Source organism: Amycolatopsis sp. VC5-11 (assembly GCF_037034185.1).
Classification (GTDB): domain Bacteria; phylum Actinomycetota; class Actinomycetes; order Mycobacteriales; family Pseudonocardiaceae; genus Amycolatopsis; species Amycolatopsis nivea.
Genome location: NZ_JBAGKF010000001.1, coordinates 205,172 through 217,987 on the forward strand (window position 1 = coordinate 205,172; position 12,816 = coordinate 217,987).

Sequence of the window (12,816 nt, forward strand, 5' to 3'; positions counted from 1 at the left end):
CCGGGGGATCACCGGCGCCCCCGGATCAGCTCGATCGCCTCGGCCCGCGACGTCGCCGACGACCGCAGCATCCCGCGCACCGCCGACGTGGTGGTCCGCGAACCCGGCTTGCGGATCCCGCGCACCGACATGCACAAATGCTCGGCCTCGACGACCACGATCACGCCGCGCGGCTCCAGCCGCCGCACGAGCGCGTCGGCGATCTGCGAGGTGAGCCGCTCCTGCACCTGCGGGCGGCGAGCGTAGAGATCGACCAGCCGGGCGAGCTTCGACAGCCCGGTGACCTTGCCGTCGCCGTTCGGGATATAGCCGACGTGGGCCACGCCGTGGAAGGGCAGCAAGTGGTGTTCACAGTTGGAATACATCGGGATGTCCGTGACGAGCACGAGCTCCTCGTGCGATTCGTCGAACGTCCGCGCCAGCACCTCGTCCGGATCGGTGTAGAGGCCGGCGAACATTTCCTGATAAGCGCGAGCGACCCGGGCCGGGGTGTCCTGGAGACCGTCCCGATCCGGGTCTTCGCCGCAGGCGAGCAGCAGCTCGCGAACGGCGCGCTCCGCCCGGTCCTGATCGAAGACCGGGCGGATGCCGTCTTTACTGCTTGTCTGATCCGTCGACGTCACGCCGATGCTGCCCCTCGTCCGGCTGCTGGCCGTTCGCGCCGTCGGCGAACCAGCCCTGCTCACGCGGACGGTCTTCGGCGGGGCGCCACGGCTGCTGGCCGCCCGGGGACGTCGCCGGGGTCCAGCCCGGAGGCGCCCCGTAGTTCGGCGGTCCGCTCTGCGCACCGCCCGGGCCACCGGGCTGGTAGCCGCCGCCTGCCGGACCGCCCGGCTGCTGCTGACCACCATACGGCTGGCCCCAGCGGCCGGCGCCGTTCGGCCCGCCCGGACGACCGCCGTTCGCCGGCGGGGCGTACGGGTTCGCGTTCGGGTCCGGAGCCTGGTACGGCGGACCGCCGGGCAGCTCGCCGGCGCCAGGAGCCGTGCCGACCGGGGTCGGAGCGGGCTGCAGGGCGGGCTTTTCCTTCTCCGGAGCGGGCGGCGGCCACGGCTCGCCGCGCTCCATCGCCAGCTCGCCCGGGGTCTTGATCGGCGGCTTGTCCGACGGCGTGCGCTCGCCGAACTCGTTGAAGACGGTGATGTGCGGGCGCTTCTCGACCGTCGCGAAGATCCGCTCGAGGTCCTTGCGCTGCAGCGTTTCCTTCTCCAGCAGCTCCATGACCAGGTTGTCGAGCACGTCGCGGTAGGTGTTCAGCACGTGCCACGCCTCGGTGTGCGCGGTCTCGATGAGCTTGCGCACCTCCTCGTCGATCTCGTGCGCCACCTCGAGCGAGTAGTCGGCCTGCCGTCCCGCGGACCGGCCGAGGAACGGGTCGCCCTGCTCCTGGCCGTACTTCACCGCGCCCAGCCGCGCGCTCATGCCGTATTCGGTGACCATCGCGCGGGCGATCTTCGTCGCCTGCTCGATGTCCGAGGACGCACCGGTGGTGGGCTCGTGGAAGACGAGCTCCTCGGCCGTGCGGCCGCCCATCGCGAAGACCAGCCTGCCGATCATCTCCGACCGGGTCATCAGCTGCTTGTCGTCCTCCGGCACCAGCAGCGCGTGCCCGCCGGTACGGCCGCGCGGCAGGATCGTCAGCTTGTACACCGGTTCGATGTCCGGCATCGCCCACGCGGCGAGCGCGTGCCCGCCCTCGTGGTAGGCGGTGATCTTCTTTTCCTTCTCGGAAATGATCCGGCTCTTGCGCGCGGGACCGCCGACCACGCGGTCGACCGATTCCTCGAGCGCGACGTCGGTGATCACGTGCCCGTTCTCGCGGGCGGTGAGCAGCGCGGCCTCGTTCAGCACGTTGGCCAGGTCCGCACCGGACATGCCGACCGTGCGCTTGGCCAGCCCGGTCAGGTCGGTGCCCTGCGCGATCGGCTTGCCCTTCGCGTGCACCTCGAGGATCGCCTTGCGGCCGAGCAGGTCCGGCGCGGACACCGGGATCTGCCGGTCGAACCGGCCGGGGCGCAGCAGCGCCGGGTCGAGGATGTCCGGCCGGTTGGTGGCCGCGATCAGGATGATGCCGCCGCGGGCGTCGAAGCCGTCCATCTCGACCAGCAGCTGGTTCAGCGTCTGCTCGCGCTCGTCGTGTCCGCCGCCGAGGCCGGCGCCGCGCTGGCGGCCGACCGCGTCGATCTCGTCCACGAAGATGATGCACGGCGCGTTCTGCTTCGCCTGCTCGAACAGGTCGCGCACTCGCGAAGCACCGACACCGACGAACATCTCGACGAAGTCCGAACCGGAGATCGTGTAGAACGGCACGCCCGCTTCGCCCGCGACAGCACGCGCGAGCAGCGTCTTGCCGGTGCCGGGCGGCCCGTAGAGCAGCACGCCCTTCGGGATCTTCGCGCCGAGCGCCTGGTAGCGCGCCGGGTTCTGCAGGAAGTCCTTGATCTCGTACAGCTCTTCGACCGCTTCGTCAGCGCCCGCGACGTCGCCGAAGGTGGTCTTCGGCATGTCCTTGTTGAGCTGCTTCGCCTTCGACTTGCCGAAGTTCAGGACGCGGTTCCCGCCGCCCTGCGCGTTGTTCATCATCCACATCAGCAGGCCGAGCACCAGCGCCAGCGGGATCGCGAAGATCAGGATCTGGGTCAGCAGGCTCTGCTGGGTGACCTTGGTGGTGAACTTGATCGGATGGTTCGCCTGGTTGCCGACGTTCGCGCCGAGGAGATCTTTGTAGATGTCATCGGTCGCACCGCCGGGGAACTGCGCGACGACCTTGTCGGCCTGCTGGCCGTCGATGTCGATCGGCTGCGTGAGCAGCAGTTTGAGCTGCTGCTCCTTGTCCTCGAGGCTCGCTTCCTTGACATGTCCAGCCTTGACCTGCTGCATCGCCGTGGAGATAGGAGCCTGGGTGTAGCCACGATCGCTGTCGAAGATCGTGTTGTAGGCGAACAACGCCAGCAACCCCGCGACGATCCACAGCAGTGGGTTCCTGAGCACGCTCTTCCGGTTCATACGACTCGGCCCTTGCGGCCTCGACCCTCCCTGGTTGGGCGGCTCCTGTGATACCCGCCATCGCGATCTTGACAACCCGTGGGTGCCGCAAGGCACCCGTCCCACCAGCGTACCGTCCGGGCGGGCGGGGAAGCCTGGCGAGCCTCTCGCAGGTCAACGGCCAATCCCGCGCGAGGGTTCCCGTTCCGGGAGGAGACGTCACCCGGCTACCGGGTGTCAACCGCCACCGAAGCCACCATTTCACCCAGCCTGCTCCGCAGCGTGGCCGGGTCCGCCGGGGCAACGGTGACCCATTCCCGGCCGTCCGAACCCGCCCTCGACAAGCTCAAATACCGTCCGGTGGCAGTGTCGAACCAGCCGAGGACGCGCGACCGCTGCCGGCTTCCCAGCTGGGACCGGCTGTTCGCTGCGAGCTGACCGCCGCGCTGCCGCGGTTGGCCCGCGATGAGCGCGTAGGTCTCGCGCGGATCGACCGTGGCGCGCTCGCTGAGCGACTGGCGCCTCGCCCGCCGGCCGCCCTTTTCCTCGGACTGCCCGCCGCCCGCGGCGACCGGAACCCGGATCGGCTGGGTGTGCAGCGCCTCGTCCAGCGGAAGCGTGACCGACGCCTCACTGCCGCGCGGACCGCCGGGCAGCAGTTCGACGATCGTGGACACCAGTCCGTCCGCCGGGATCGCGCGCAGCCAGATGCCGTCGGCGTCCTGGATCGCGACCACGCCGGTGCGCTCGTCGCCCGCGGCGAGCAACGCGACCGGATGCGCCTCGAACTGCGGGATGTGCAGCGCGTCGATGGAATGCGGGGCCCGCGCGAGCAGCGTCAGCCACTCCTCGACGTCGGGCTCGACCCGGCCGCGCGAGTCGCGGATGCCGCGCGCCTTCAGCTCGGTGTCGACCCGGTGCCGCAGCGACACGCGCTCGTCCTCGGTCGCGCCGTGCGAGCGCACGCGCAGCGGGTAGGGCAGCTCGCCCAGCTCCATCGACTCCCACAGGAAGTCGAATGCCAGCGGCGAGAAGAACTCTTGGTGCATCCGGTGCTGCTCACCCTCCGGTCAACGATTTCCGGCCCAGCGTAGCGCCGGATCGGCAGTCTTCAAGCGCCTCGATGCCACTTTGGGTGCATCCCGCGCCCCCAACGTGGCATTGGGTGCGTCCCACGCACCCAATGTGGCGTTCGGTGCATCCTGCGCACCCGATGCCGCGTTCGGTGCACCCTGCGCACCCAATGCGGCATTCGGTGCGTCAGATGCACCCAATGCCACATTGGGGCGGTTTCGGCCGAGCGGGAGCCGAGGCTGGTCAGCGCAGCTCAGTCAACGCGGGTCAGAACGCGCCCGCGCTGGCCTGGTCGGCCACCCCGGCGAGCATTTCGCCTAGCCGGTGCCGCAGGGTCGCCGGGTCGGCGGGCGCGATGGTGATCCAGTCGCGGCCGTCGTGGCCCTGGCTCGCCTGTGTGAAGTACCGGCCGGTTTCGGTGTCGAACCAGCTCAGCACCGTCGACCGGCTGCGGCCGCCGAGGCGGTTGCGGGCGTTCGCGCCGATCTGACCGCCGCGCAGTCGCTGCTGGGCGTGCAGCCGGGCGAGCGCCTTGCGGTCCTCGTCCACGCTCGCGCGGCCGGAGGCATCGACCTGGTTGCCGCGCCGCTGCATGAAGTCGACCCCGGAAGCGCCGACCAGCTGCTCCAGCGGCACGGTGATCGACTTCTCGGTACCGCGCGGGGCGGCCGGCAGAAGCGAGATGATCGCCGTGGCCAGGCCGTCCGGCGCGCACGGGTGCAGGTGCAGCCCGCGCTGGTCCTGCACGGCGAACAGGCCGTCGCCGTTCGCGCTGCCCGCGACCGCGAGCAGCGGCTCGCCGTTCGGGTCGAGCAACTGGACGGTGTCGAGGCTGACGTCCGGCGACGCGAGGATCCCGAAGTAGTCCTCGACGTGCGGAGCGGGCCTGCCGCGGTCGTCCGCGAGCCCCCGGTCAGCCAGTGCGCCGAGCGTGCGCGTGCGCAGCGCCGAGCGCTCGTCCATCGTCGCGCCGTGCGAACGGATCCGCAGCGGATACGGCAGCTCGCCCATACCGGCCGACTCCCACAGGAAGTCCACCTCGATCGGCGCGAGCAGCTCCGCGTTCGGCATCGACCAACCCCCTACCCCACGTGTTTGCGAACGCTCGCGGGCGCGTGACCGGTCCGGTCACGCGCCCGCGAGCACTGCGTCAGTTGTCGTCGTCCGACCACGCGCCGATGACCGGCGGCGGGGTGGCCTGGTTGGCCCCGAACGCGTCGTCCGGGTCCGGTTCGATGAGGAACGAAGCGTGCGTGTGCTCCTCGTCCCCTTCGCCCGCGCCGTGCGCGCCCGCTCCGCCCATGCCGCCCATCGGGCTCATGCCGCCCTGCGACTGGCCGATGGTGCCGCCCGCCGGGACGACGCCCTGCTGCTGCGGAGCCGCCGACGCGGCGCTCTGGCCGCTCTGGTGCTCGGACGCCGCGGAGGTCTTGCCTTCCTCCTCCTTGCGCGAACCGCTGCGGTTGCCCTCGCCCAGTTTGCCGCCGGCGAGCCCGGCGCCCGCGCCGATCGCGCCGAGGCCGAGCGCGGAACCGAGGCCGCTGCCGCCCGTGGACGCGGGTGCGGGCGCGGCGGCGACCGGAGCCGCACCGACGCCGGAAGCGGCGCCAACGCCCACCCCGGTGCCGCCGGCGAGCGCGCCGCCCTCGAGACCGGAGGTGCCGTACTTGCCCGAGTCGGCCGAGATGTGCGCCGGGGCGCCGTGTCCGGCGACCGCCGCGCCGCCGGCCGCGCCGTGCGCGCCCACCGTGCCGAAGCTGGCCGGGGAACCGAGCGCGCCGGGTCCGTCGGTGTGGCCGAGGTTGTTGACGTTGTTGAACGAGTTGCCGTTGAAGTGCGACGCGGTCGGCTTCATGCCGAGCGAGTCAGGGCCGAAGCTCGGGGTGGAGCTGTCGACCTCGCTCATCGCCTGGGTGTAGGCGTTGAAGAACGCGACCTGCTGCGCCTTGACGTCGTTCGCGGCGTCCGCCTGCGCCTTCTGGTCCGCGGCCAGCGCGGCCGGACCGCCCGCGAGCGCGGCCGTCATGGCCTGCTTCGGGTCGTAGTCGCGCGGGGCCGGCATCTTCTTGACCTCGGCGGCCGCGGCGGCCTGGCGGGCGAGCCGGTCCGACATCGTGTGCGCGGCGTCGGAGGCCTGCGTGCCCGAGTTGGCGATCGCCACGAGCGCGCCCTGCGCGCTGGCGGCGCCGTGGCCGACCCAGACGTTGCCCAGTTCGGTGATCGCGTTGTACAGGTCGTCGGACGCCTGCTTCAGCTCGGTGCCGTGCTTGGCCCAGTGCTGCCCGGTGGCCTCGGCGGTGCCCGGGTCGTTGTCCGTGGTCGCGCCGATGTAGAGCTGGTGGCTTTCCTGCGCCTGCCAGTTCGGCGGGTTGCCGATGGCGCGGTCGCCGCCCATCTCGAAGCCGCCGGAGCTGCTGCGCGCGGAGGCGACGATGTCGTTGGTCGCCGCGTTCGAGCCCATCGCGACGGCGGAGCCGGGCGCCGGGACCGAGGACGAGGTGCCGTAGCCGGAGGTGGTGTAGCCCGACCCGTCCGGGACGGAGCCGTCCGGGGCCGAGGTGGTGGTGTTCGGTGCCATGACTGCGTGATCCCCCTAGGACGTCAGGCCTTGTTGCGGAACGGGTCGGCGGCGGACTGGTCGATCTCGTGGTAGCGCGCCATCGCCGCGACGATGCCTTCCTCCGCGGCCTGGTACTGGCTGAGCAGGTTCTGCAGCGCGGACGAGTAGGAGTCGCCGCCGCCGTCGGCGCGCTGCACGAACTTGGTCGCCATCGCCTTGCCGACCGGGTTCGCGCCGAGCTTCGGCGGCTGCGCGAGCGTGCCCGCGCTGTTCAGGAGAGCTTCGACCGCGTCGCGCCCGGTCCGGATCTTCTTCAGCACGGTCTGCGCGGCATCCGGGTCGATCCCGACCTGGCCGTTGACAGCGGCGTTCTTGAACGCCGCGGCATCCGCCGAGCTGTTGTTGCCCATCTGCCCTCTCTCCGTTCCCCCGCGCGAGGACCAGCCCGTCGGCTGGTGTCACTCGTCCGCATGGCAATAGGTCTTCGCATAGGTTAACGCACCTGGTCGAGCCCTATGACGCGATTTCGGGCTTCCGGGTTCCGCGGCCGGAAGGATTATCGCGAACCGGACTAACCGGACGTGTAGACGTGCGGATCGAGCGTGCCGATGTAGGGCAGGTCGCGGTAGCGCTCGGCGTAGTCGAGGCCGTAGCCCACGACGAACTCGTTGGGGATGTCGAAGCCGATGTATTTGACCGGCACCTCGACCTTCACGGCTTCCGGCTTGCGCAGCAGCGAGACGACCTCGAGCGAGGCCGGGTTCCGGCTCGCCAGGTTCTTCAGCAGCCAGGACAGGGTGAGCCCGGAGTCGACGATGTCCTCGACGATGAGCACGTCGCGCCCGGCGATGTCGCGGTCGAGGTCCTTCAAGATCCGCACCACCCCCGACGACGAGGTCGAAGACCCGTAGGACGACACGGCCATGAACTCCAGCTGCGTCGGCACCGGAAGCGCCCGCGCGAAGTCGGTCATGAACATGACGGCGCCCTTGAGGACGCCGACCAGGAGGAGGTCGCCCTGGCCGTTTTCCGGGTGGTCCGCGGCGATTTTCGCCGCCAGCTCCGCGATCTTGTCTTTGATCTGCTGCTCGGTGATGAGCACGGAGGCGATCTCGCCCTCGTACACGGGTCATTCCCCTCGGGTGGTGGGTTCGGGTCCGGCAAGCGAGAGCCTGCCACGCCGCCGTCGAGCCTCCAAGTTGCCCGGCAGCCACACCCCGCCCTGACCCCGCCAGCGGGCCACGAGCGCGTCGACCGAACGCAGGTGCGCGTCGGTCAGTTCGCGGACCCCGGAGTCCAGCAGCCACCTGCGGAGAACCCGTCTGCGCAGCGCAGCGGGCTCGGCCGCCAGCACGGCTACGTCGAGGTCGTCTTCGCGGGCCGCGCGCTCGTGAACGCGCGCGGCGAGTGTGTCCAACGCCTCGGTGTCCTCGCGCAGCTGTGCGGCCGTACGGGCTAAAGCTGGAGCGACTCCACCCGACAGCACGTCCTCCAGGAGCGGCAGTGCTTCCGTACGCAGCCGTACGCGAGTGAAGCGGGGATCGGCGTTGTGCGGGTCTTGCCACGGTGCTAGGCCGAGTTCTGTGCACGCCGCGACGGTTTGCGCGCGCGTGATGCCGAGCAGCGGACGGCCCCACGGCGGATCGTGCGGACGCATGCCCGCCAACGACCGTGGCCCGGAACCGCGTCCTAGGCCGAGCAACACCGTTTCGGCTTGGTCGTCTTGGGTGTGGCCGAGCAGTACGAGCCCTTCGCCGTTTGGCAACGCTTCGCGCAGCGCGTGGTACCTCGCGGCGCGCGCGGCTGCTTCAGGACCGCCTTTGCCCACGACGTGCACGGCATGCACTTCGACGACGTCGATGCCAAGGCCCTTCACGACCGTCGCCGCTTCGGCGGCAACAACCGCTGAGTCGGCCTGAAGGCCATGGTCGACGACGAGCGCCCGCGTACGGACGTCTCGATGCCGAAGGACGTACGCCGTCGCTTCAGCGAGCGCTAAGGAGTCCGCGCCGCCTGACACCGCGACGCACACTTCGCCGGGAACAGCGACTGTCGCAAGGAAATCGCGGACCGCTGTCCGGACCGCGGCGAGCGCGCTCACCCGTGCAGGCGCCGCACCCAGGCCGCGGGGTCGGCGATCTCGGCGCGGGTCGGCAACGTGTTCGGCGAGCGCCAAACCTTGTTGAACCCGTCCATCCCGACCGCGTCGACCACGTGCCGCGTGAACTTCGCGCCTTCCTCGTACTGGCGGATCTTCGCGTCGAGACCGAGCACCGCGCGCAGCAGCCGGTCGAAAAGCCCGCCGCCTTGCCGCCGCGCGGTGAACCGCTCCCGGATCTGCTCGACGCTCGGCACGACCTGCGGGCCGACCGCGTCCATCACGTAGTCGGCGTGGCCCTCCAGCAGCGTCGACAACGCCAGCAGGCGGTCGAAAACCGACCGCTCCTTCGGCGACTGCAGCAGCTCCGCGATGCCGCCGCCCTTGCCGCGGTTGCGCAGCGCGTCGGGCAGCCTGCCGACCAGTTCGGCCAGCCCCTCGGTGGAGCTCTCCGCGAGCCCGGACACCAGCCGTTCGACCTCGTCGGCGAAGTAGTCGCGCAGCCACGGCACCGCGGTGAACTGCAGGCGGTGCGTGCATTCGTGCAGGCAGACCCACAGCCGGAAATCGTGTGCGGGAACCTTCAGCGCGCGTTCGGCGGCCACCACGTTCGGCGCGACGAGCAGCAGCTCGCCCTTGTTCTCCGGGCCGCCGAACGGGTCGTACTGACCCAGCACGCGGGACGCCAGGAACGCGAGCAGCAGCCCGGTCTGCACGCCGGCGCCGGACGCCAGGATCGGGCCGAGCGGACCGCCCTGCGCCGCGGGCAGCGCGCGCCCGGTGAGCTCGCCGAGACCGGACGCCGCGGACCGGACCCAGCCCGGCCGGTCGACCACGGTGCCGGGCAGCAGCGGCAGGTCCCGGCCGAGGCCGGTCAGCTCGCGGACGTGCCCCTCCGCCTCGGCGGTCAGCTCCCGCAGGTCGACCACCGCGCGGTCCGCTTCGCCGCGCGCGACCTGCGGGCCGCCGCGCACGAGCAGCGCGCCGGTGGCGGCTGCCCGGTCCCAGTCGACCATGGGCCGCCGTCGGGTCTCGGTTTCCTGGCTCACGCCTCCGACGCTACCTTCCGGTACGCGTTTGTGGGCAGCTCAGCCGAACCGGTTCAGCGAGTCGGCTCAGTGCGGGCTACTTGCAGCCGCAGCCCCGCAAGGCCGTCGCCAGCACGTCGAGCGCCGCCTGCCCGGAATTCTTCTCCGAGCCGTTGGACATGAACGCGAAGGCGAGCACACGGTTGTCGCTGTCGAGCACATACCCCGCGAGGGTGTTGACGCCGGTGAGCGTGCCGGTCTTGGCCCGCACCCAGCCCTTGCCCCCTTGGGTTTCGCCCGAGTGGTAGCGGCCGTGCAGGGTGCCCTCCGGGCTGCCCGCGACCGGAAGCCCGGCCAGCAGCGGACGCAGCTTCGGCGTGTTCGGGTCCTTGCCGTCCGGACCGGCCGCCGCGGCGAGCACCTGTGCCAGCAGCCTGGCCGGCACCTTGTTCTGATTGGACAGTCCGCTCGTGTCGAACAGCTGCAGGCCGTTGACGTCGAACCCGTGGTCTGCCAACACCTTCTTCACCGCGGCCGAGGCGCCGGCGAACGACGCTTCCCCACCGGTGGCCATGGCGACCTGGCGGCCGAGCGAGTCGGCGAGCACGTTGTCGGAGATCTGCAGCAGCGCGTACGCGAGGTCCGGCAGCGGTGCCGACTGGACTTCGCCGAGCACCTTCGCCCCTTCCGGAGCCTTGGCGGGACCGGCTGGGCTCGCGCCGAGCTTGTCCGCGACGAGCTGGGTGAGCGCGGTCCCCGGGTTGCCCGAGCGCATGGTCTCGTCGACCTTCGGGTTCCCGCGGCCGCCGTCGGTCATGGCCGGGACGATCGGGGCGCCGTACAGCGACGGCGCGTCGCCCGGCTCCCAGCCCGGCGCGGTGTTCGGGCCGCTGAAGGCGCTCGCGTCGAGCTGGACCTTCTTGACGTCGCCGCCGGCCTTCTTGACCTGGTTGACGAGGTCGTCGACGTGCGCCGCGCCCGGGTAGAGCGGCGAATCGGTGCCGACCGGCAGCGCGGTCAGCGACGGGTCGCCGCCGCCGACGATGACGACCGTGCCCGGCTGCGCACCCTGGACGATCTTGGTGGAGATCCGCTTCGTCGGCTCCATCGCGAGCAGCGCCGCGGCGACGGTGAGGATCTTCGTGGTCGACGCCGGGGTCAGCGGGGTGTTCGACGCGTGATCCCACAGCACGGTGCCGTTCGCCGGGTCGATCACACTGCCGCTGAGCTGCGACAACGCGGCCGCCCCGGCGGGACCGGAGAGCTTCGCGGCGACGCCGTTCGCGGACGGCCCCTGACCGGACGTGTCCGGGCCGTGCAGCGCGAGGCTGGCGTCGGCGGGGTCGGGCGCACTGCCCTTCGGCGCGTTCGGCGCCCACGGCAACCCAAGCCGGTTGGACACGGCGGGCACAGCCGACGCCCCACCCGCGGCGGCGAGCAGAAGCAGCACGACGAGCGCCAGGATCAACGCCTTCCGGCGAGGCTTCTTGCCCTCCGGCCGAGGCGCGTCACCCTGCGGCGGAATCGGCCCGGCCCCGGACGGCGGTTCCGGAGGCTGCTCGGCAGCCCGCGGCGGAATCTGCTCCGGACCTGGGCGTTCGGCGAAGCCTTCCGCAGGACGAGGAATGCCGACGGTCGCTTCGGACGGTCCCTGCTGCGCTTCACCGGGGAAACCTTCGGGCGGCCGCGGAATGCCGACGGTCGCCTCCGCCGGGAACTGGCCCCCGGTCGGGTCGATGCGCATCGGCCGCACCTGGCCGCCGCCCGCCGGTGGGACGGTGCCGGGCGCTGGTTCGGGCAGGGCAGGACGGACCGGGATTTCGATCTGCTGCGACCACGACTCGGCTTCGGATTCGTTCCGGCTCGCCTGCGATTCGTCTCCTGGACGGCCGGGTTGAGCGGCGTTGGAGCGGCCCCAGTTCTCCTGCGACTCGTCCCCGGGACGACTGGCTTGAGCGGCGCTCGCGCGGCCCCAGTTCTCCTGCGACTCATCCCCCGGACGACCGGACTGAGCGGCGCTGGAACGCCCCCAGTTCTCCTGCGACTCGTTCCCCTGGCGACCAGGCTGACCCGGGTTGAGCCGTGCGGCGGCGGAACCGGGAGCCGGTTCGCCTCGGAAGCCCGTCCGGTTCTCCTGCGGTTCCTCCCCGGCGCGGCCGGATTGAGCCTGCCCATCGGAACGCGCGCCCCGGAACTCAGGTGCTCCTTCTCCGCCCCGGCCCGACTGGTCCTGGCCCGCGGCGGGACCGGAGTCGTCGCGGAAGGCGGTCCAGCCCTCCTTGGGCGGCTCCTGCCCCTGCTCGTCCCGCGCGACGACCGGCCGGAACGCCGCCCAGCCCTGGCTGTTCTCGCCCGTTCCCGGCGTTTCGTCCCGGAACGCGGCGAACTGCCCCGGCTTCCCGGCGGACTCGGCAGCCTCGGCGGGCCGGCCGGACTGGAACGGGTTCCACCCCTGCCCCTCGTCCGAAGACCCCGCGCCGGACCCAGCGGGCTCGAACAGCGAGTTCCCCGGCTTCCGCGCGGCCTGCCACGCGGGCGACGACTGCTGCTGCCCACCCTGACCAGGCGAAACATTCGGCTGCGCGCGGACCGTCTGCTCCGCGGCCCCCTCCGCGGACGGCCTCGGCTGCTGCTGCGACGCCTGCACCGTCGCCTCGGCGTCCGGACGGCCCGCGTTGTCGCCCGGCCTCGGCACCCCGGCCGTGAACCGGGTCGGCCCCTCCACCGGGACCCACGGCGCCTGCGGTTTCGGCTCCTCCGGCCGGGCGGGCACCGACGCACCGCTCATCCGGTCCGCGAGGTTCGACCGGGGCGGTTCCGGCGGCGTGACGGGAGCGTCCGAGGGCGCGTTGAGCCCGGGGACTTCCTCCGGTTCGACTTTGGGCCGGAACCACGATCCCGGCCCGTCGCCCGGTGTGACGTTCGGCACGGAAAGCTGCGCGGTGGCTCCCGCGTCGCGCTTGGGCAGGGGGAGGCGGGAGGTCGCCCGGTCCGCCTGGGACGAGGTGTCCTCGTCGCCCGTGGGCCACCTCGGCTGGTCGTTTTCCGGCACCCACCACTCCTTCTCACCC

10 protein-coding genes are annotated in these 12,816 nt (G+C 71.6%); all 10 read right to left on the reverse strand.

Going from position 1 to position 12,816, the window contains the following annotated elements; all coding sequences use genetic code 11:
- Positions 1-8: 8 nt before the first annotated feature.
- On the reverse strand, positions 9-623 hold the full coding sequence (gene folE / locus WA670_RS01105; RefSeq protein ID WP_037808279.1) for a GTP cyclohydrolase I FolE: 615 nt from the start codon (positions 621-623) through the stop codon (positions 9-11).
- Positions 595-3,006, reverse strand: a complete 2,412-nt coding sequence (ftsH, locus tag WA670_RS01110; protein ID WP_037808281.1) for an ATP-dependent zinc metalloprotease FtsH — start codon at positions 3,004-3,006, stop codon at positions 595-597. The genes folE and ftsH overlap by 29 nt, the downstream gene beginning before the upstream one ends.
- A gap of 206 nt (positions 3,007-3,212) precedes the next feature.
- Complete coding sequence (locus WA670_RS01115) at positions 3,213-4,034, reverse strand: ESX secretion-associated protein EspG (RefSeq protein WP_037808283.1); 822 nt, start codon at positions 4,032-4,034, stop codon at positions 3,213-3,215.
- 292 nt (positions 4,035-4,326) lie between these two features.
- On the reverse strand, positions 4,327-5,130 hold the full coding sequence (locus WA670_RS01120) for an ESX secretion-associated protein EspG (RefSeq protein WP_037808284.1): 804 nt from the start codon (positions 5,128-5,130) through the stop codon (positions 4,327-4,329).
- Between the two features lie 79 nt (positions 5,131-5,209).
- Positions 5,210-6,520: a hypothetical protein gene (locus tag WA670_RS01125; protein ID WP_051728667.1), complete on the reverse strand. Its 1,311-nt coding sequence runs from the start codon at positions 6,518-6,520 to the stop codon at positions 5,210-5,212.
- Between the two features lie 140 nt (positions 6,521-6,660).
- Positions 6,661-7,029 carry a hypothetical protein gene (locus WA670_RS01130; protein WP_037808285.1) on the reverse strand — a complete coding sequence of 123 codons (369 nt, stop codon included), beginning with the start codon at positions 7,027-7,029 and terminating at the stop codon, positions 6,661-6,663.
- 161 nt (positions 7,030-7,190) lie between these two features.
- Positions 7,191-7,745, reverse strand: coding sequence for a hypoxanthine phosphoribosyltransferase (hpt, locus tag WA670_RS01135; RefSeq protein ID WP_037369179.1), 555 nt, complete (start codon positions 7,743-7,745; stop codon positions 7,191-7,193).
- 3 nt (positions 7,746-7,748) lie between these two features.
- A complete protein-coding gene (gene tilS / locus WA670_RS01140) occupies positions 7,749-8,720 on the reverse strand; it encodes a tRNA lysidine(34) synthetase TilS (protein ID WP_037808286.1) in 972 nt (323 codons plus the stop codon).
- On the reverse strand, positions 8,717-9,733 hold the full coding sequence (locus WA670_RS01145) for a zinc-dependent metalloprotease (RefSeq protein WP_037808288.1): 1,017 nt from the start codon (positions 9,731-9,733) through the stop codon (positions 8,717-8,719). The genes tilS and WA670_RS01145 overlap by 4 nt, the downstream gene beginning before the upstream one ends.
- A 109-nt stretch (positions 9,734-9,842) precedes the next feature.
- Positions 9,843-12,797 carry a D-alanyl-D-alanine carboxypeptidase/D-alanyl-D-alanine endopeptidase gene (gene dacB / locus WA670_RS01150; RefSeq protein ID WP_240691268.1) on the reverse strand — a complete coding sequence of 985 codons (2,955 nt, stop codon included), beginning with the start codon at positions 12,795-12,797 and terminating at the stop codon, positions 9,843-9,845.
- Positions 12,798-12,816 lie beyond the last annotated feature (19 nt).